The sequence below is a fragment of the Nitrosomonas sp. Is24 genome, from assembly GCF_033063335.1.
Classification (GTDB): Bacteria; Pseudomonadota; Gammaproteobacteria; order Burkholderiales; family Nitrosomonadaceae; genus Nitrosomonas.
The window spans coordinates 551,888-570,999 of record NZ_JAWJZG010000001.1; the positions used below are offsets into that span (position 1 = coordinate 551,888).

Sequence of the window (19,112 nt, forward strand, 5' to 3'; positions counted from 1 at the left end):
GAGTTACCCCAGGTATCGCCTTATTTCAATCAATCCTTGTTGTTAAAATTCTTCCCAATCTTCTTTACCGCCTGATGCAACCTTGCGAGTTGGCATCGCTAATTTCTCGGGTGCTGTTTCAGCCTTGGTATTAACCGCAGCTTTCCTGGTTGCTGATCCACGATTAGGCAGCCGTGTCACTACACCAGGGTTTTTTGTTGCCGGTACGACTGCCGTTTGTTCACCATGGTTCGCGAATTTGAACACACTCACTGCTTGAATTAATACTTTGGATTGGTCCTTCATTGATTCAGCAGCGGCGGAAGCTTCTTCTACCAAGGCCGCATTTTGTTGCGTCACCTCATCCATTTGCGTTACTGCCTGGTTGATTTGCTCTATCCCGGAGCTTTGCTCCTGCGATGCGGCCGAGATTTCACTCATGATATCGGTTACACGTTTTACAGCGGTAACGATCTCGTCCATGGTTGATCCCGCTTCATCCACCAGTTTGGTGCCTTCATCCACTTTTGTCACGGAATCATTGATCAATTCTTTGATCTCTTTGGCTGCCGCTGCTGATCGTTGCGCCAGTGTCCGGACTTCTGTCGCCACCACTGCGAAGCCTCTTCCTTGTTCTCCAGCGCGGGCTGCTTCCACTGCGGCATTCAATGCCAGTATATTGGTTTGGAATGCAATACCATCGATGACGCTGATAATCTCAACCACTTTTTTCGAACTGTCATTGATCGAGCTCATCGTTTGCACCACTTGTCCAACTACAGCACCACCTTTCATGGCCACTTCAGATGCACCTACGGCCAGTTGATTCGCTTGACGCGCATTATCCGCATTCTGTTTCACGGTTGATGTCAATTCTTCCATCGAAGACGCTGTTTCCTCCAGACTCGAAGCCTGTTCTTCGGTGCGGTGGCTTAAATCCGAGTTACCCGATGCAATCTCGCTGGACGCGGTTGCTATGGATTCCGTGCTATTGCGCACTTTACCTACCAAATCCAGCAAATTGTCGTTCATTGTTTTCAGTGCTTGCAGTAAACGTCCTGTTTCATTGGTTGAATTCACTTCGATTCGAGTAGTCAAGTCACCCGAAGCCACGGCATTTGCAATAGCAACGGCCTCATTCAGCGGTCTGATGATGGCACGTATCAGTAAGAGTCCTGCGATTACAGCCAGAATTAGGCCAAGTACAATCATGCTATTACTAATCGTCAGTAATCCCTGGTATGCTTGATGTGCTGCTTTGTATTCATTGGATCCCAGTACCCGCTGCATATCGAGCAATTTGAACATGGTGGTATGCGCCGCATCAAATTTGGCAAACATATCATCATGCAGATTTTGTTGTGACGCCTTAAATTCTTTGTTCAGCGCCAGGCTCATCGAATGATCGACGGATTGTGACAGACTTCTCCATTGTTGCTCGAAATCCTTGGCTAATGCGGCTTCTTCAGTAGTTAACTTCGTTGCCATATATTTCGGCCATAGTGTGGCTATTTCTTCAGCTCTCTGATCACTTAGTGATTTTCTTTCAGACACAATGGCCGGGTTCTCAGAATAACTTGAAATTACAGTATTAAAACGGATACGTTGAATGCGATCCAACACCACTCCTAGGTCGCCCAAAGGCAAAACACGATCGTCATAAACACCTTTGAATGCGCTATTCATTTGGTTCATACCGTAAATTCCCATACCACCAATGCTAACTAGCAGAGCAGAAAGAAATCCAATGACAACGATCAATCGAGATTTAATGGTCATGTTTTTAAACATTATGTTTCTCCTTCAAGAATATTTTATGAAATTTGTAGATTAATTAATGTTATGTGTAATAAAGCCCATGTCGCTTCGGCTCATTAGCTTTTCGATGTCGATCAATATCAGCATCCGCTCATCCACCGTACCTAAGCCCATGATATATTCCGTGTCGATTACCGAACCTAAACCCGGTGCTTGACGCATTTGCTCATCCGTTAGCGTAATCACGTCTGATACCCCATCAACCACAATTCCCATCACTCGGCCTGCTACAGTGAGTATGATGACCACCGTGAATTGATCATATGTTGCCTGACCCAGATCAAACTTTATTCGCATGTCGATGATTGGAACGATGATGCCGCGCAGATTAATCACACCCTTGATATAGTCTGGCGAATTGGCAATATGCGTGATGGAATCGTAACCTCGGATTTCTTGTACTTTCAGAATCTCAATCCCATATTCCTCGCTTCCCAAACGAAACGTCAGAAACTCATTCGTGACCAGATCGACTGCCATCGCCGGCACTCCGGTTACGCTATTTGCTTTCAGTTCTTGCAATGACATTGATTCCTCCACTCGCTGTAATAAAATCTGATTCATACTCTTAATCAATTGGATGATTCTTTGAAAAAAACACATTGCTGCGTTGGAATGAACTATACCTGCGAGGACTTGCTGAATTGTTGAGAGAATGTAAACTCTTTGCAAACTATCAGACACAAAGAAACGACCATCGCATGACCACAAGAAGTGGTGCGGTATATCGATGGCAGCTAGGGATATCGCTTTCGTTGCGGCGTGGATAGGATAATGCTGTTGGTTCCTATGGCAATGCGCCAGCTGGTGCAACTTGATGCAAGCTAGAAAGTATCCGGAAAGCTCTAGGGAAATGCTGATTAATTGGCTATACGAGCGAATCACTTCGTTGCGCGGTACTCGCATCCTCGCCTATCTTATTGATATGTCTTGGTTGCTGTGTTCCGTGCGCCTTGTGCTTCATCTCGTCTGCCGAATTATTCAGTGTTTCCCTAGCAACCGCGAATGTTGAGAAGTGTTTTTACGGCGCGTGCGGAGTGGTTGTAAGCGCGTTGGATAATCTGTAATCTATAGCCAGTGCGCCAGTCTGCTGGAATAATTGAAGTTTTATTTTTTACCGGAATCAATAATGAAGAAAAAACAACTATTAACTCTGATTGCTTTCTTGCCGGTCATACCGCTGTTATCCGGTTGCTGGACGTTAGTGGCCGCCGGGGCGGGGGCTTACGGGGGGTATAAAATGAAGGAAAACGGTTATACCCTGCAAAACCCGATTACCAAGGAAAAAAAATCCAACAAATGAGATTGGGTTATTTCACTTTTTTTGCTGAATCTTCCGGATTTTCTTTTTTACGGAAGCTGTCATAAATCATCAACGCGGCGCCGATAAAAATAGCGGAATCGGCGATGTTAAACGCCGGCCAGTGGTAATTTCCAATATAAAAATCCAGGAAATCGACGACATGACCCAGCGTAATGCGATCGTACAAATTTCCCAGTGCGCCACCCAGAATCAAACTCAGCGATACACAAAACAATTTTTCCTGCCGGTATTTATTGAGCAAAAAGATTATCACTAAGGCTGCACTGCCTGCGATTCCGCTCAGGAACCAGCGTTGCCAGCCGGGTTGCTCGCTGAGGAAACTGAAGGCGGCGCCGGGATTGTAGGTTAGCACCAAGTTGAAAAAACCGGTGAGCGGGATGCGTTCACCGAATTCCAGCGTGGATTCGACCCAGTATTTACTGGCAAGATCCAATATCAGAACAATCAAAGCGATGCTCAAGCTGATGTAGAGTTTCATAATAAGACAGTTTTCTGTTCAGTGATTAACCGTGAAGCTTCATGCAAAGTGCCGTTCTTCGCCGCTGCCATGCAAATTGGCAACGCAGCGAGCGCATAACGTGGGGTGTTCCGCATGCTGGCCGGTATCCTGGCGATAGTGCCAGCATCGCTCGCATTTCGTATGCGCACTGGATGTCACGGTCATGCCTTCCTGCTGCGGGTCATTGACTGGAATCAGGCGGACTTCGGAGACGATCAATACGAAACGCAAGTCGTCGCCCAGTGCACTTAGTAAGGCGAAATCTTCCTGATTGGCGCGTATTTCTACCGCAGCTGCTAATGAGGAACCGATTTCTCCTTGTGTGCGGGAATCTTCCAGTTTTTTCAGCACGTGCGAACGCAGCAAACGGATTTTTGCCCACCGTTGCTGCAATGATTCGGTATCCGGTTGTGCTGGGAGGTCGTGCCACGTATGAAACAACACACTATCCTGAGTATCGCCCGTCAAATGCTCCCAGACCTCCTCCGAGGTAAAACTCAAAATCGGTGCAAACAGCCGCACCAAACTATGCGCGATATGGTGTAGCGCAGTTTGTGCCGAACGGCGCGGAAGACCTTTGGCTGCTGCCGTGTACAGGCGATCCTTGAGGATGTCCAGATAAAATCCTCCCAGGTCTTCAGAGCAGAAATTGTGCAGTTTATGCACAACCTGATGGAATTCATAGCGTTGATAGCTGCGCGTTAAATCTTCCTGAAAGGCTTGGGTCAATGCCAGCATATAGCGGTCGATTTCCAGACAATCTGCCACGGCAACGGCGTCTGTGTGCGGATTAAAGTCCATCAGATTTGCCAGTAAGAAGCGTAGCGTATTGCGGATCCGCCGGTAGCTTTCCACCACACGTTTCAGAATTTCCTCGGAAATGGAGAGTTCGCCGGAATAATCGGTGGAAGCGACCCACAACCGTAAAATATCGGCGCCGGAAGTATCCATCACTTTTTGCGGGGCGATGACATTACCCTTGGATTTACTCATTTTGTGACCGCTGCCATCGACCACAAATCCATGCGTGAGCAATGCATCGTAGGGTGCACGGCCATCAATGGCGCAACCGGTCAGCAATGAAGACTGAAACCAGCCGCGATGCTGATCGGAACCTTCCAGATACAGATCCACCGGGAATTTGAGTTGCGCATCCGCTTTGACAACGGTGTCATACGTGGTGCCGGAATCGAACCAGACATCCAGCGTATCGGTCAGTTTCTTATACGTTTGTGCTTCGCCGCCGAGCAATTCGGCGGCGTCGAGGGCAAACCAGGCTTCGATACCTTGTTGCTCGACTTTTTGCGCGACTTGTTCGAGTAATTCGAGTGAACGCGGATGCAGCGCATGGGTATCTTTATGCACAAAGAGGGTCATCGGAACGCCCCAATTACGCTGGCGGGATACACACCAGTCCGGGCGGTTTTTGATCATCGCTTCCAGGCGCGCTCTGCCCCATGCCGGATAGAATGCGGTGGAATCGACGGCTTGCATGGCCAGATCGCGTAACGTTTTATCTCCAGCACTCGCGGTTGAACTGTGCAGATTCATGCCGATGAACCATTGCGGGGTGGCGCGGAAAATGATGGGGGTTTTGTGCCGCCAGCAGTGCGGGTAGCTGTGGTCGATTTTTTTCAGGCAAAACAGATGCCCGCTGGTTTTGAGCGTATCGATGACAATATCGTTGGCTTTCCATACCGAAAGCCCGCCCACCAAAGGTGTACTGGCAATAAACTTGCCGTTGCCATCCACCGGGCTGTCACTCGGCAGGCCGTAATTCTGACCGGCAAAATAGTCATCCAAACCGTGCGCGGGCGCGGTGTGCACCAGTCCGGTACCGGCTTCCAGGGTGACATGCTTGCCACAAATGATTTTTACCGTGCGCGGCTCAAATGGATGTTGCAGGGCCAGATGTTCTAATGCCTGGCCTTTGCAGGTGCCGAGCGTTTCACCGGTTAAATCATAGCGTGCTAGACAAGCTTGCTGTAATTCATTGGTAAGAATCACCAGACCGCGTGCAGTTTGCACCAGCGCGTAGTCGAAATCGGGATGCACGCTGACCGCTTGGTTAGCCGGTAATGTCCACGGTGTGGTGGTCCAGATGATGGCGTAAGCTTGCGCATTTTCAGGAATGACGACGCCGAAGATGCTGCTCAGCGATGAGCGCGCGGACTGAACGGCAAATCCCACATCAATCGCCGGTGAAGTTTTGTCTTCGTATTCCACTTCCGCTTCAGCCAAGGCAGAGCCGCAATCGATACACCAATTGACCGGTTTTTGTCCCTGATACAGATAGCCGCTTTGATAAATTTTTCCCAGTGCGCGGATAATACCGGCTTCGGTTTTGAAATTCATCGTGAGATATGGATTATCCCAGTCACCTAGGACACCCAGGCGAATGAAATCGGCTTTTTGACGCTCCACTTGCTCTTGCGCAAAGGCGCGGCAGAGTTCTCGTACTTTGTCGGCAGGCAAATGTTTGCCGTGTTTCTTTTCGATCTGATGCTCAATCGGCAAGCCATGGCAATCCCAGCCGGGAACGTACGGCGCATCAAAACCGGATAGTGTCTTGCTCTTGATGATGATGTCCTTGAGGATTTTGTTGACGGCATGACCGATGTGAATGTCACCGTTGGCATAAGGCGGGCCGTCATGCAGAATGAATTTGGGACGTCCTTTGCTGACGGCGCGGATTTTTTGATACAGGTTTTTGTCTTGCCAGGCTTTCAGCATACCCGGTTCTCGGCTGGCCAGATTGCCACGCATCGGAAACGGTGTGTCGAGTAAATTGAGCGTTTTCTTATAATCAGTCATGAAAGTTCAATGGATGGGTTAAAGGGCGTTGCGCATGCTATTGGAATGAATCGGGGTAGTCATAAAAAAGCTTTTGGCTTGCGCGACATCTTTCTCGATTTGCCGGATGAGTGTGTTGATATCCACATATTTTTCTTCGTCGCGTAATTTGTGCAAGAAGTTAACCTGTAATTGCTGTCCGTAAATTTTCTGATGAAAATCGAACAAATGAACCTCCAGCACAGGCCTGCCATTATCATGGGTCGTCGGCCGCACACCCAGACTGGCAACACCTCGCAGCGGAGTAGCGGGTGAGGATGGTATGGCACCGTACACGGATACGACAAAAATACCCGAAAGCGGCGGGCGGTTATGCTGCAATTGAATGTTCGCGGTGGGAAATCCAAGTTGCTTGCCTAATTTATCCCCATCTACGACCCGTCCGCTGATGCTGTAAGGTCTGCCGAGCAATTTCCTGGCGGTGTCGAGATCGCCGTTGGCAAGCGCCTGCCGGGTTGCGGTACTAGAAACGCGCTGCCCGTCGATGGTAACACTGGGCATGGCTTCGACAGAAAAGTTATTTTCTGCTGACAATGCTTGCAACATGGCGAAGTCACCGGTGCGCCGCGCGCCAAAACGGAAATCATCGCCGACCAGCAGCCAGCGCACTGCAAGTTCTTTATTCAGGATGTCCGCGATAAATTGTTCCGCGCCGATTCTGGCAAAATCGTAATTGAAACGGCAAATGTGGATACAGTCGACTTCTGTCTGAATCAAGCAGGTTAATTTTTCCCGTAAACTGGAGAGCCGGACAGGTGCTTGATCCGGCGCGAAAAATTCACGCGGATGCGGTTCAAAAGTCATGACACAGGCCGGAAGCCCTAGCCGGCTGGCGGTGTCTTTCAACCGGGAAAGCATGGCCTGGTGGCCTAAATGGACCCCGTCGAAATTGCCTATGGTCAGTGCAACCGGTGTTTTGGCACCGGATGGCACTTTTCGCCATGTATGCATGCGCTCGAACCCAAAAAATTAGCAATTCTAGCGTGTTTAAGGTGAACAGGTCTAGCTTGCACTGCGCTGCCGCGCATATTGAACTCAAATAATTATAGATACTTACTGGAAGGAGCGAAGCAGGGAAAATTGACGGTAGGATAGATTAATACTCGCGTTGATTTATTAATTTGGTTATATTCCTGCAATCGTTTTTGTTATGTTGCGGCCAAATAATTGAAGCATTCAAATCATTCAATCAAATCAAGCGAAAGAGAAGACCGGATCCTGCAAGCGCTGGCTGGGATGCTGGAGTATCCGCAGCGAGTTAAGATCACCACGGCTGCATTGGCAAGGCAGTCGGGAATCTCGGAATCAGCGATCTATCGCTGTTTTTCCAATAAATCGCACATGTTTGCGGCTTTAATTGAATTCATTGAGAAAACATTATTTGTGCTGATCAATAAAATTCTGCAAGAAGAACAGCCGAATGCCAAGCAGATTGAAAACTTGTTACTGCTACTGCTAGGTTTTTCGCAAAAAAATCCGGGCATGACGCGGATTCTGATTGGCGATGCGCTGGTCAATGAGAACGATCATTTGCAATTGCGCATTCATCAGCTGCACGACCGGCTGGAAGCGACTTTAAAACAGGCATTACGGTTCGCCGTTAGCGAGCAACGGCTGAAAGCGGACGTGGATATTGCGGCGCAAGCCAATTTATTCATGTGCTTCGTGATTGGCCGCTGGTATCAGTTTGTTAACAGCGGATTCAGGCGTGATCCGCTGGCCAATTGGGAAACGCAACGATTGATTTTGTTGCCGAAGGAACTACTTTAAAGTGCAATAACCATCAGTTTCTGATGCATTATTTTTTACCGGTCATTGCGCCGGCATACCGGGCAGAGCGGGTCCTTATTTAATCTGACCGAGCGCCAGTTCATTGCGAGACCATCCAGTAGCAGCAGACGGCCGTTCAGACTCTGGCCGATATTCAATAGAATTTTTAGCGTTTCCGCGGCTTGCATGCTGCCGATGATACCAACCACAGGCGAGAATACACCCATAATTGCGCACGGCATATCCTCCTGGTCTCCATCAAGCGGATATAAACAATGATAGCAAGGACTGCTGTCATGGCGTAAATCGAACACACTGATTTGACCGGAGAATTGCACCGCGGCACCGGAAATTAGCGGTTTCTTATGAGTGACACAGGCCCGGTTCACATGATGGCGGGTACTGAAGTTATCACTGGCGTCAATGACCGCATCGGCTTGCGGGACCAGCTGCGACAATTCTTCTGCATCGACATGCGCTTGAATTGTAGTGATATGGGTTGCGGGATTGATTCTGTGCAGCGTTTGTTTTGCCGACTGTGTTTTGGCTAAACCGATGGCGCCGCTATCATGGATGATCTGACGCTGCAAATTGGTTAAATCAACTTGATCGCCATCACAAATGGTCAGATGGCCAATTCCGCTGGCGGCGAGATACAAGGCGGCGGGAGAACCCAGGCCGCCTGCACCGATAATTAATACATGCGATTGATTGAGTTTTTCCTGCCCCGCAATGTCGATTTGCGGGAGCAGGATATGACGGCTGTAGCGAAGTAACTGCTGGTCATCCACGATTCCTGAGATCAGCTCTTGGTTTCGTCGCTTTTTTTCTCGGGTGATGGGGTAATGCCCTTGAAGTAATTCATAGCTTGTTTCAACAGGAGATCTTCCTCGGAGCCGAATTCCATAGGGGCTTTATTTTTGTCTTTGTTTTTCTTTTCTTTCTTCTCTTTTTTGTCGCTAGCGGGTTTCAAAGCGGCTTTTTCAGCTTCGGAAGCAGCTTTTTTCTCCGTTTTTTTGCCATTGGACAAATGCCGGTTTAGGTCCGCTTCCCGCAAACGTTGCTCATCGCCGCTGTCGGTTTCATCCAGTACATCGGGTGTGATTCCTTGCGCCTGAATAGATTGGCCATTCGGTGTGTAATAGCGCGCGGTAGTCAGTTTGATCGCGGTATTGTTACCTAACGGCAGAATTGTTTGCACCGATCCTTTACCAAACGTTTGCGATCCCATCACGATGGAGCGTTTATGGTCTTGCAACGCTCCCGCAACAATTTCCGATGCGGAAGCGGAACCGCCATTAACCAGGGTGATCATCGGTACCGTTTTAACCGCGGATGGCAATCCTTTCAAATAATCTTCATCCGGCCCGCGCAGATAGTATTCCGGGTTGGCGTGCAATTTCATTTTTGCATCCGGACTACGGCCTTCGGTATAAACGACCAGAGCATTTTCTGGCAGAAAGGCAGCCGATACGGCGACAGCGCCATTGAGCAATCCACCCGGATCATTGCGTAAGTCCAGGATTAATCCTTTCATTGCGCCGCTGTTTTCGGCAAAAAGCGTTTTGATAGCTTGCGCCAGATTTTCACCGGTTTGTTCTTGGAACTGCGTGATACGGATATACGCATAACCCGGTTCGATCATTTTCGATTTAACGCTTTGGATTTTGATGATATCGCGCACCAGATTAAAGACCAGCGGTTCTGTTTCTCCTTCCCGCACAATCGTGATCTTGATCGAAGTGTTGGGCTTGCCGCGCATCAGCTTGATCGCATCATTCAGTGTCATACCCTTGACGACGGTATCATCCAATTTGACGATAAGATCGCCGGTTTTGATACCCGCGCGGAACGCCGGCGTGTCTTCGATCGGCGATATGACTTTTACGACACCATCTTCCATCGTCACCTGAATACCTAAACCGCCGAATTCACCTTGTGTGCCGATTTGCAGCTCTTTGTATTCGTCTTTATCGAGGTATGACGAGTGCGGATCCAGTCCGATCAGCATGCCATTGATCGCCTCGGTAATCAGTTTCTTGTCTTCCACGGACTCAACATAATCGCTTTTGATCCGGCCGAACACTTGGGCAAAGGTTCGCAATTCTTCGATCGGCAGCGGATGAATCGCCTCGATACTTTCTTTTTTGGCAATAGCAGAGAAATTCAAACTGAGCATCATTCCAGCAATTGCGCCAATCAGAATTAAACCTGTTTTTTTGATTACGTTACTCATTTAAGCTATCTCCGCACTGATCAAATTTATGTAAATGGCTGTTGCGTTCATTCTATTTTTATCCACGTCAACGGGTCAAACGGCTTTCCTCCGTGACGAAGCTCGAAATATAAACCTGAATCGGCATTACCGCCGCTATTTCCAACGGTTGCAATCGTTTCGCCGCCGCGAGCCGGCTCGCCAACTTGTTTGTGAAGTGTTGCATTATTGCCATATAAGCTCATGTAGTTGTTTCCGTGATCCAAAATTATCAAATTACCAAAACCTCTTAACCAATCCGCAAATACGACCCGGCCTGCGGAGATTGCTTTGACTTCACTGCCATCAGGTGATTGTATGAATAAACCTTTCCATGTCACATGTTTACCTGAACGTTGACCACCAAAAGTGTTTACAAGTTTCCCGCGCACCGGCAAATTTAATTTACCCTTTAACGTTGAGAATGCCGCGCTCGTAGTCGAAGCATCCGGAAGTTTGTTGTTAATTATTGTCGTGTTGGATTTTTCTTGCGCAAGCAATTGATTAATTTCGTTCACTAGATTCGTTAAGCGTTTTTCATCCTGTTCGAGTTTACTGATTTCCTGTTGCTGCTGAGAAATTTGACTGGATACTTGCGTAAGCAATGTTTGCTGCTTGGTTTTTTCTTGTTGAAGTTTTTTTCGTTGATCGAAATATTCCGCTTGGATAGCGGCAATTTCGTCTTTCTTTTGACGGCTGGTTTGTGTCAGAGTCTCGATTTCATGTTGATTGTACTGGAGATTCTTGATGCTATCCGAACGGGCGAGTGAGAGTTGCCGGTAATAATAAATATCGCGCGCGATCTGATGCGGATTTTGCTGATTCAACACCAACCGCAAATAATCTTGTTGTCCCCCGATATATTGTTGATAAAGCAATTTTTCCAGTTGATTTCGTACGATGCCGATTTCATCGCTGAGTTTTTTGTGCTGTGCTTGCAGCTGCTTGTATTCTTCTATGGCTTGCCGGTCGTGCTCAATCAGTTTGGTCATTTTTTGCGTGATGGCACTGATTGCCCGCTCAGTTCCTTGTAATGCATCCGCTGCGCTCTGTTTTAGCGCTTCTTTGTTGGCTAAATCTTTTTGTAATGATTGGATGCGTTCACGCAACAGTTTTAGATTTTCCTGATTGCTTGAGAATGCGGATGACGGGCAAAATAAGATAAGCGCCCAAATCGCCAGGATTGACCGGTAATGTTTTATGTGAATTGAATTAAACGTATGATTTCCAGATTGATAAGATTTATTCGAATCGCGCGCCCGGTTACACTAAAGAATGGATTATGTTTTAAGCACTCGATTTACCTTGGTTAGCGACGGTTTGCATTGCTTCCTGGATTTCAGCTAAGTTACCAAGATAATAATTTTTAATCGGTTTCAGATTATCATCTAATTCGTAAACTAATGGAACGCCGGTCGGTATATTGCAGTTTAGAATAGCTTCGTCGGAAATGTTATCCAGATATTTGACAAGTGCACGCAAGGAGTTGCCGTGTGCGGCGATGATGACGCTCTTGCCCGCCTGAACTTGCGGTGCGATGGTTGCGTTCCAATAGGGCAGGAATCGAGCAACCGTATCTTTAAGGCATTCTGTTACAGGGATATCGTTCTGCGCCAGGTTTTTATAACGCGGATCGTTACCTGCATAGCGGATATCATCAACGGTTAATGCGGGCGGTCTGACATCATAGCTGCGCCGCCAAATGAGGACTTGTTCGTCACCATATTGCGCCGCAGTTTCCGCTTTGTTCAGTCCTTGTAGTGCGCCATAGTGCCGCTCATTCAGGCGCCAGGTGTGTTGGATAGGAATCCACATTTGATCCATTTCATCCAGCACGATCCATAAAGTGCGGATAGCCCGTTTGAGGACGGATGTATAAGCAATATCAAATGCAAACCCGTGTTCGCGTAATAACCTGCCGGCACTTTGAGCTTCCTGTATGCCTTGAGGCGTTAAATCAACATCTGTCCAGCCAGTAAATCGATTTTCTTGATTCCAGGTACTTTCTCCATGCCGCAGGAGAACAATTTTCTTCATATTGGCCTTTTGATAAAAAGGAAATGAGTATCGTCAAGCAGATTAAAAAACGCAGCTATTTTATTATACTTTTGATTGTAAACACAGCATTAGACTGATTCTTTGGCATGAAAAAAATAAAAATACTTTTTTTTCATGAAAAATGATGACAGATTTTTGTATTTCTTGTTAAGTTAATTAAAGATGGAATAGGTGAAGTATTCGTGGATTTGAATGCGATAAGTCGGTGAGCATGATGCTATGATGTGCGAAGTCAAATGTCTGGCAGCAGAGAATCCCTTAACTTTTCAGTTTCTGATAAAATTCAGAGTTTAAAAAATCTAATAAAATAAAGCTTATATGGAATTGTCATTATTACAAGATCATTTTCTTCTCAGGTTAGAGAATTTATTGTTCGTTATCACCGCGGTTATCAGCGGTTCATTATTGGTATGGTCGATGGTAACGCAGGGCGGCATCAAAGAAATCGATACTCGCACTGCGGTACAGTTCATCAATTACCAGGATGCGTTGGTATTGGATGTGCGCGACGATAGCGAATTTGCCGCAGGGCATTTGCCGAATGCCAAGCATATTCCGGCGGAGAAAATTGAAGAACGTTGGACGGAATTACAAAAATTCAAGGAAAAGCCCGTCGTGGTGGTTTACCGGGGTGGTATTCGATCCAATAATGCCAGTCTGGTTTTGAAGAAAAATGGTTTTTCCCAAGTAGTTAATCTGATGGGTGGGATCGATTCCTGGAAGCGCGCCGGCTTACCCATGGTTAAACGATAAAGGAAGTGAACGTAAATGCCACGGGTTATCATGTATACCACTGGTTTTTGCCCCTATTGCAAGATGGCGGAAAGCTTGTTGCGTGCAAAAGGAGTTCAGGAAATTGAGAAAATCCGCGTTGATCTGGAGCCAGAGCAACGCATCGAAATGATGGAAAAAACAGGGCGTCGCACAGTCCCGCAAATCTATATTGGTGAAAAGCATGTGGGTGGGTATGATGACTTGGCGCAATTGGATCGAGCGGGTGAGCTGTCGGCTCTGCTGGCGAGTTGATTTCAGCCGCGTTGATTGACGCGATAGCAATTTGTATTTTAGGTTTATTTTATTAATTCACTATATTGGACAAGATCAATATGAGCGAGCAACAGCAACCGGTTTTTGCCATAGAAAAAATCTATGTGAAGGATTTATCCCTGGAGATTCCCAATGCACCGAATATCTTTCTGGAAAGAGATACGCCGGAAATTAACTTGCAGCTGGGAACCAAGAGTCAAGGGATCGGTGAAGGATTATATGAAGTATTATTAACTGCAACGGTGACGGCTAAGATAAAAGACAAGAACATGTTTTTGGTGGAAGCCCAGCAAGCGGGAATTTTCCGTATTCGGAATATACCGGCTGGAGAGATAGATCCGGTGTTGGGAATTGGTTGTCCCAATATTCTCTTTCCTTATTTGCGGGAAGTGGTGTCGGACGTTGTGACGCGCGCCGGATTTCCACCGGTAATTCTCAATCCGGTTAATTTTGAGGCCATTTATCAGCAGAAAAACGCGGAAACAAAACCGAATTAAAAGTAACCGCGTGCATGGAGATGAAAATCGCATGAAAAAAAGCTCACTGATTGATTCATGCTGGTTAAAAAATAAAGTAGGAATTTTTCTGACCGGTATTTTTTTGCAGTCTCCCGGTTATGCAGTCGCTGAAATGGAGTTTTTCTCAATCGCCGACAGTGCGGTTGTCATGTATGACGCGCCATCGCTGAGAGCCGATAAACTGTTCGTGGCGGATCGTCATCTTCCCGTTGAAGTCGTGGTGGATGTCGATGGCTGGGCAAAAGTTCGCGACAGTAGTGGAAGTCTTGCTTGGGTTGAAAAGAAAGCGCTGAGTCAGCAGCGCTTTGTGGTGGTGACGGTGCCGTTGGCCAGTATCCACAAATCAGCCGATGCAAACTCGGAACTCGTGTTTCAGGCTGAGGAGAATCTTGTCTTGGAATGGTTGGACTCCGATAGCAAAGGCTGGGTCAAAGTGCGGCACTCTGGCGGTCAAACGGGTTATGTCAAAGTCAATCAGGTTTGGGGGTCATGAAAATTGCGGTACTGGGCGCGGGTGCATGGGGATCCGCCTTAGCGATTAACCTATCAACGCGCCATCAGATTCATCTATGGACAAAGGATCCGGATCATGCAACTGAGATGGATCGTCAACGAATTAATCAAGCTTTCCTACCGGGTCACTCATTGCCTGAATCCCTGAAGATTACTGCAACGCTGGATGAGGCGTTGGAGGGTGCCAATCTGGCGCTAATAGTTGTGCCTGTTGCCGGTTTGCGTGACACATTGCGGGCCATCGTTGCCAGTAAGATCAAGGTACCGGTCATTTGGGGATGCAAAGGGTTTGAATCGGAAACTACTTATCTGCCGCATCAAATTGCTACTGAAGAATTTTCCGGTCGATTACCGCCTTGCGGTGTGCTATCCGGACCAAGTTTCGCGGAAGAAGTGGCTCAAGGTCTCCCAACAGCTTTAACACTGGCATCTGATGATATTGATTTCGCCAGTAAAATGGCCGCTGAGTTGCACAGTGCAAGGCTGCGCATTTATACCAGTGAGGATGTTGTCGGAGTGGAAACCGGGGGGGCGGTAAAAAATGTGATCACCATCGCAGCAGGTATTTCTGATGGCATCGGTTTTGGACATAATGCTAGGGCAGCACTGATTACACGAGGATTGTCAGAAACTATGCGATTGGGGCTTGGCTTGGGAGGGGATATGAAAACCTTCATGGGACTGGCTGGAGTTGGTGACTTGATTCTGACTAGTACGGGAGATTTATCCAGAAACAGACAAGTCGGATTGATGCTGGCTGAAGGAAAATCGCTGGCGGATATTTTAAATGCATTAGGGCATGTCGCCGAAGGTGTGCACACGGCGAAATCGGTTTTGCAATTAGGCAAGCAATTGAAGATTGAGATGCCCATCACTCAAGCGGTTTGCGATATTTTGCATGGCGTAGTATCCGCCAAGAAAGCAGTCGAAGTGTTGTTAAATCGCGAACAGAAGTCGGAAATTTATTAGTGTAGAATTTATCCAGATAGCTTCAAGTTGATTCTGTTTCTGGTGACTAGTTATTTGTTTTTATGAAATTTTATAACTGATGCAGTTGGTAACCTTCCTCTGAAACGGTTGATTTGCTTGATAAATGGTGTGGCAAGAGCGCGCTAATTCGCTTGACCAGCCGTTAACAGCTTGATATAAGAGCGTCTGCAGTACTTGCTTGTGATTTAATTACCATTAACCAAGAAGGGGAATTATATGAACAAATCCGAACTCATCGAAGCTATCGCAAAATCGGCTAAAATTTCTAAAGCTTCCGCGGGCAGCGCATTGGATGGCGCATTAGCAGCAATAAAAGGGGCACTCAAAAAAAATGAAAGTGTTACTTTGGTCGGATTTGGGACTTTTAAAGTAGGCACAAGGGCTGCACGTACAGGCCGTAATCCCCGTACGGGTGCTGCAATTAAAATCAAAGCAGCGAAGGTTCCTAAATTCAGTGCTGGTAAAGCGCTTAAAGATGCAGTAAACTAGCGCACTTTCTTGACCGGGTGCTTAGCTCAGCTGGTAGAGCGTCGCCCTTACAAGGCGAATGTCGGCGGTTCGATCCCGTCAGCACCCACCAGTCAAATTTGCTAGTTCTAGGAGTGGTAGTTCAGTTGGTTAGAATACCGGCCTGTCACGCCGGGGGTCGCGGGTTCGAGTCCCGTCCACTCCGCCAAATTAGGTTTATCAGCTTACGATAAGTAAAAAGTTATTTGATCGTCATTTCACTTTCTAGCATTCTCAGGTTCTAATTGTGTTTGATTTCGTCAACCGTAAAAAACGTGTCGTGCAAGTCTTTATGGGCTTGTTAATATTACCCTTCTTATTTTGGGGTGTTGAATCGTATCGTACGATGGGTGGCGAAGGTTATGTTGCGGTAGTGGATGGTGAAGAAATTCCACGACGTGAATATGAGCAAGCATTACGTGATCATCATGAAAGAATGCGCGCGATGCTGGGTGCAAATTTCGATAGTGCGATGCTGGATACTTTTGAGGTAAGAAACTCGGTGCTGGAAAAACTCATTCAGCAGAGACTATTACACCGGGAAGCTGTTAGCAATGGTTTTACCGTACTGGATTCACAGCTAATAAAAACTCTCCGTGAAGCCCCCGCATTTCAAAAAGATGGTAATTTTTCCAAGCAGCAATACGAAGAATTACTGCGCAATCAAGGACTAACTCCAGCAGTATTTGAGTCGCGTGTGCGTCAGGAGCTTCTGCTTCAGCAATTATTGGAAGGTTACAGCGACAATGCGTTTGCTCCCCAAGTAGTTGCTGAGAAAGTGCACTACCTCACTGAAGTTAAGCGCGAGATCAGTCAATCGCAGATCGCTCCTGAACAATTCCTATCGCAAGTGACACCGGAAGAATCCGACATTACCAGTTATTATGACAAGCATAGAGCTGACTTTGATTTGCCGGAACGTGCGCGAGTTGAATATTTGGTGTTATCGCTGGATGCAGTAGCAAAAAATGAAACAGTGAGTGACGAAGCGATTAATACTTATTTTTCCGAGCATCAGAATGAATTTGGTAAAGCCGAAGAACGCAAAGCCAGTCATGTTTTGATCAGTATTGCGGCTGATGCCACAGATGACGAGAAACGCGCAGCAAAAGAAAAAGCTGAAAGCATTCTGGAGAAAATTAAGCAAAATCCGGAGCAGTTCGCAGAAATTGCCAAGCAAGATTCAGATGATCCAGGTTCGGCAATGCGTGGTGGAGACCTCGGTTTTTTTGGTCGTGGTGTCATGGTTAAAGCCTTTGAAGATAAAATTTTTTCAATGCAACTGGACGAAGTGAGCGATATCGTGGAAACGAATTTTGGCTTCCATGTAATCAAGTTGACCGCTATCAAGGAAGAGAAACGTCCTGATCTGGAAGAAGTGCGGGAGCAGATTGCAAATAAGCTTAAATTAGAGATGGTGAGCAGTATTTTTGGGGAAATTGCTGAAGACTTCAGTAATATCGTTTATGAACAAGGCGATAATCTGCAAGCTGCGGCAGAAAAGTTTGAACTATCCACACAAGAGAGTGATTGGATAACAAGAGATAAGGCAGAGCCATCCATTCTTGCAAATGAGAAACTGTTGTCAGCAATTTTCTCAGCGGATGTGATTTCAAACCACCGTAATACTGAAGCAATTGAAGTGAAACCCGACACATTTGTGTCAGCCCGCATTCTTGAGCATAAGCCAGCCACGACGCAATCGCTTGAGGTTGTTAGAGAGCAGATCGTGGGAAGGCTTAGAAAGCAAATGGCTGAAGCGAAAGCGGTGGAAGAAGGACAAGCAAAGCTCGTGCGCTTACAAGCTGGAGAAGAGGTAAGTGATGTCATCTGGGACGAAGCCAAGCAGATCTCTTATATGCAGCCGCAAGGACTGGATCATGAAACATTAAGAGTTGTTTTTAGAGCGAAGACTAGTGCTCTGCCAGTGTATACGGGAGCAGTCAATCCAAAAGGCGGATTTAATCTGGTACGAATCAATAAGATCGTTGAATCCGAATCTGCAGATAAGACTAAACTGGATAGTTTTACCAAACAACTCCAGCAAATGATCACACAAGAAGAAGTCTCGTCATACTTAGCTGCACTCAGGCAGCGCTACGATGTAAAAGTTAAACAAGACAGCTTCTAGTTTCCTGAATTTGTTGCCCCTTGTGTTTAATAGCTAATCGTTGAGATTAAACGCAACGGTGTTGAATCCTGCATCGACATAAGTTATTTCCCCGGTAATGCCACTAGCAAGATCGCTGCATAAGAAAGCTGCAACGTTGCCGACCTCATCCGTGGTTACATTGCGGCGTAATGGTGAGACCTTCTCGGTATAACCTAACAACTTTCCAAAATTTCCAATACCTGCTGCGGCTAGTGTCTTGATTGGACCGGCGGAGATAGCGTTGACGCGGATACCTTTCGGGCCCAGGCTGGAAGCCATAAAACGGACATTTGCTTCAAGACTGGCTTTAGCCAGGCCCATGACGTTATAGTTCGGCATGACCCGGACAGCACCCAAGTAACTCAATGTCAGAAAAGCGCCGTTGCGGTTTTGCATTAGCGGTAGTGCGGCTTTGGCAAGTGCAGAAAAACTATAGGCGCTGATGTCATGCGCGATACGGAAAGCCTCCCGATTGACGCTTTCCAGGTAATCGCCGGTTAATGCTTCGCGCGGCGCGAAAGCAATGGAATGCACAATACAATCGAGTGAATCCCAGTGCTTCTGTAAGTTCTCGAAACATGCAGCGATTTCATTGTCATTGGCGACATCGCAAGGAAATAACAGATTACTATCAAATTCTGCCGCCAGCTTTTCCACCCGGCCACGAACTTCTTCGCCCTGATAAGTGAAAGCCAGTGACGCGCCTTCTCGTTTCATAGCTTTTGCAATACCGTAAGCAATGGAGCGGTTGCTGAGCAGCCCGGTGATGAGAATGCGTTTATTTGCCAGAAACCCCATATAAATTCCTTGTAGAATTGAGTCAATTGTCA

At 47.0% G+C, this 19,112-nt stretch carries 19 protein-coding genes and 2 tRNA genes; 11 read left to right on the forward strand and 10 right to left on the reverse strand.

The genetic code is table 11. The features are described 5' to 3' along the window. Positions 1–42 precede the first annotated feature (42 nt). Both R2103_RS02450 and R2103_RS02455 read right to left on the reverse strand, forming a co-directional pair. Entirely contained in the window at positions 43–1,770 is a 1,728-nt protein-coding gene (locus R2103_RS02450; RefSeq protein ID WP_317529969.1) for a methyl-accepting chemotaxis protein, read from the reverse strand. A 39-nt stretch (positions 1,771–1,809) separates the two neighbouring features. Further along, positions 1,810–2,325, reverse strand: coding sequence for a chemotaxis protein CheW (locus tag R2103_RS02455; RefSeq protein WP_411172405.1), 516 nt, complete (start codon positions 2,323–2,325; stop codon positions 1,810–1,812). Positions 2,326–2,926: 601 nt separating this feature from the next. Between R2103_RS02455 and R2103_RS02460 the strand changes: the two genes are divergently transcribed. Then, positions 2,927–3,100 carry a hypothetical protein gene (locus R2103_RS02460; protein ID WP_317529970.1) on the forward strand — a complete coding sequence of 58 codons (174 nt, stop codon included), beginning with the start codon at positions 2,927–2,929 and terminating at the stop codon, positions 3,098–3,100. Positions 3,101–3,107: 7 nt separating this feature from the next. On the opposite strand, the gene lspA is transcribed toward R2103_RS02460, so the two are convergent. Genes lspA through R2103_RS02475 form a run of 3 tightly spaced genes read right to left on the reverse strand, consistent with a single transcriptional unit; the run spans position 3,108 to position 7,424 of the window. After that, the gene (gene lspA / locus R2103_RS02465) at positions 3,108–3,599 is read right to left on the reverse strand and encodes a signal peptidase II (protein WP_317529971.1); all 492 of its coding nucleotides are present in this window, start codon (positions 3,597–3,599) and stop codon (positions 3,108–3,110) included. 39 nt (positions 3,600–3,638) lie between these two features. Further along, positions 3,639–6,434, reverse strand: coding sequence for an isoleucine--tRNA ligase (gene ileS, locus R2103_RS02470; protein ID WP_317529972.1), 2,796 nt, complete (start codon positions 6,432–6,434; stop codon positions 3,639–3,641). Between the two features lie 18 nt (positions 6,435–6,452). Further along, a complete protein-coding gene (locus tag R2103_RS02475) occupies positions 6,453–7,424 on the reverse strand; it encodes a bifunctional riboflavin kinase/FAD synthetase (protein ID WP_317529973.1) in 972 nt (323 codons plus the stop codon). A gap of 216 nt (positions 7,425–7,640) precedes the next feature. On the opposite strand from R2103_RS02475, the gene slmA reads away from it, so the two are divergent. Beyond that, on the forward strand, positions 7,641–8,243 hold the full coding sequence (slmA, locus tag R2103_RS02480) for a nucleoid occlusion factor SlmA (RefSeq protein ID WP_317529974.1): 603 nt from the start codon (positions 7,641–7,643) through the stop codon (positions 8,241–8,243). 35 nt (positions 8,244–8,278) lie between these two features. On the opposite strand, the gene R2103_RS02485 is transcribed toward slmA, so the two are convergent. The 4 genes from R2103_RS02485 to gpmA form a co-directional block, all read right to left on the reverse strand. Beyond that, the gene (locus R2103_RS02485) at positions 8,279–9,034 is read right to left on the reverse strand and encodes a molybdopterin-synthase adenylyltransferase MoeB (protein ID WP_317529975.1); all 756 of its coding nucleotides are present in this window, start codon (positions 9,032–9,034) and stop codon (positions 8,279–8,281) included. Positions 9,035–9,045: 11 nt separating this feature from the next. Next, a complete protein-coding gene (locus R2103_RS02490; protein WP_317529976.1) occupies positions 9,046–10,479 on the reverse strand; it encodes a S41 family peptidase in 1,434 nt (477 codons plus the stop codon). Positions 10,480–10,526: 47 nt separating this feature from the next. Continuing rightward, on the reverse strand, positions 10,527–11,606 hold the full coding sequence (locus tag R2103_RS02495; RefSeq protein WP_317529977.1) for a murein hydrolase activator EnvC family protein: 1,080 nt from the start codon (positions 11,604–11,606) through the stop codon (positions 10,527–10,529). A 178-nt stretch (positions 11,607–11,784) separates the two neighbouring features. Continuing rightward, positions 11,785–12,534, reverse strand: coding sequence for a 2,3-diphosphoglycerate-dependent phosphoglycerate mutase (gene gpmA / locus R2103_RS02500; RefSeq protein ID WP_317529978.1), 750 nt, complete (start codon positions 12,532–12,534; stop codon positions 11,785–11,787). Positions 12,535–12,924: 390 nt separating this feature from the next. Between gpmA and R2103_RS02505 the strand changes: the two genes are divergently transcribed. From R2103_RS02505 to R2103_RS02545, 9 genes are all read left to right on the forward strand, one after another. Next, positions 12,925–13,308, forward strand: a complete 384-nt coding sequence (locus tag R2103_RS02505; RefSeq protein ID WP_308811223.1) for a rhodanese-like domain-containing protein — start codon at positions 12,925–12,927, stop codon at positions 13,306–13,308. 15 nt (positions 13,309–13,323) lie between these two features. Then, entirely contained in the window at positions 13,324–13,581 is a 258-nt protein-coding gene (grxC, locus tag R2103_RS02510; RefSeq protein WP_317529979.1) for a glutaredoxin 3, read from the forward strand. Positions 13,582–13,661: 80 nt separating this feature from the next. Further along, positions 13,662–14,099, forward strand: coding sequence for a protein-export chaperone SecB (gene secB, locus R2103_RS02515; RefSeq protein WP_317529980.1), 438 nt, complete (start codon positions 13,662–13,664; stop codon positions 14,097–14,099). A gap of 31 nt (positions 14,100–14,130) precedes the next feature. Further along, complete coding sequence (locus R2103_RS02520) at positions 14,131–14,613, forward strand: SH3 domain-containing protein (protein ID WP_317529981.1); 483 nt, start codon at positions 14,131–14,133, stop codon at positions 14,611–14,613. Next, a complete protein-coding gene (locus R2103_RS02525; RefSeq protein WP_317529982.1) occupies positions 14,610–15,602 on the forward strand; it encodes an NAD(P)H-dependent glycerol-3-phosphate dehydrogenase in 993 nt (330 codons plus the stop codon). The genes R2103_RS02520 and R2103_RS02525 overlap by 4 nt, the downstream gene beginning before the upstream one ends. A 237-nt stretch (positions 15,603–15,839) precedes the next feature. Further along, positions 15,840–16,112: an HU family DNA-binding protein gene (locus tag R2103_RS02530; RefSeq protein WP_090315671.1), complete on the forward strand. Its 273-nt coding sequence runs from the start codon at positions 15,840–15,842 to the stop codon at positions 16,110–16,112. Between the two features lie 15 nt (positions 16,113–16,127). Further along, positions 16,128–16,203: transfer RNA gene (locus tag R2103_RS02535), tRNA-Val, on the forward strand. A gap of 19 nt (positions 16,204–16,222) precedes the next feature. Beyond that, a tRNA-Asp gene (locus tag R2103_RS02540) sits at positions 16,223–16,299 on the forward strand. A gap of 78 nt (positions 16,300–16,377) precedes the next feature. Continuing rightward, on the forward strand, positions 16,378–18,261 hold the full coding sequence (locus tag R2103_RS02545) for a SurA N-terminal domain-containing protein (protein ID WP_317529983.1): 1,884 nt from the start codon (positions 16,378–16,380) through the stop codon (positions 18,259–18,261). Between the two features lie 33 nt (positions 18,262–18,294). On the opposite strand, the gene fabI is transcribed toward R2103_RS02545, so the two are convergent. Further along, a complete protein-coding gene (gene fabI, locus R2103_RS02550) occupies positions 18,295–19,080 on the reverse strand; it encodes an enoyl-ACP reductase FabI (protein WP_107802711.1) in 786 nt (261 codons plus the stop codon). Positions 19,081–19,112: the final 32 nt, after the last annotated feature.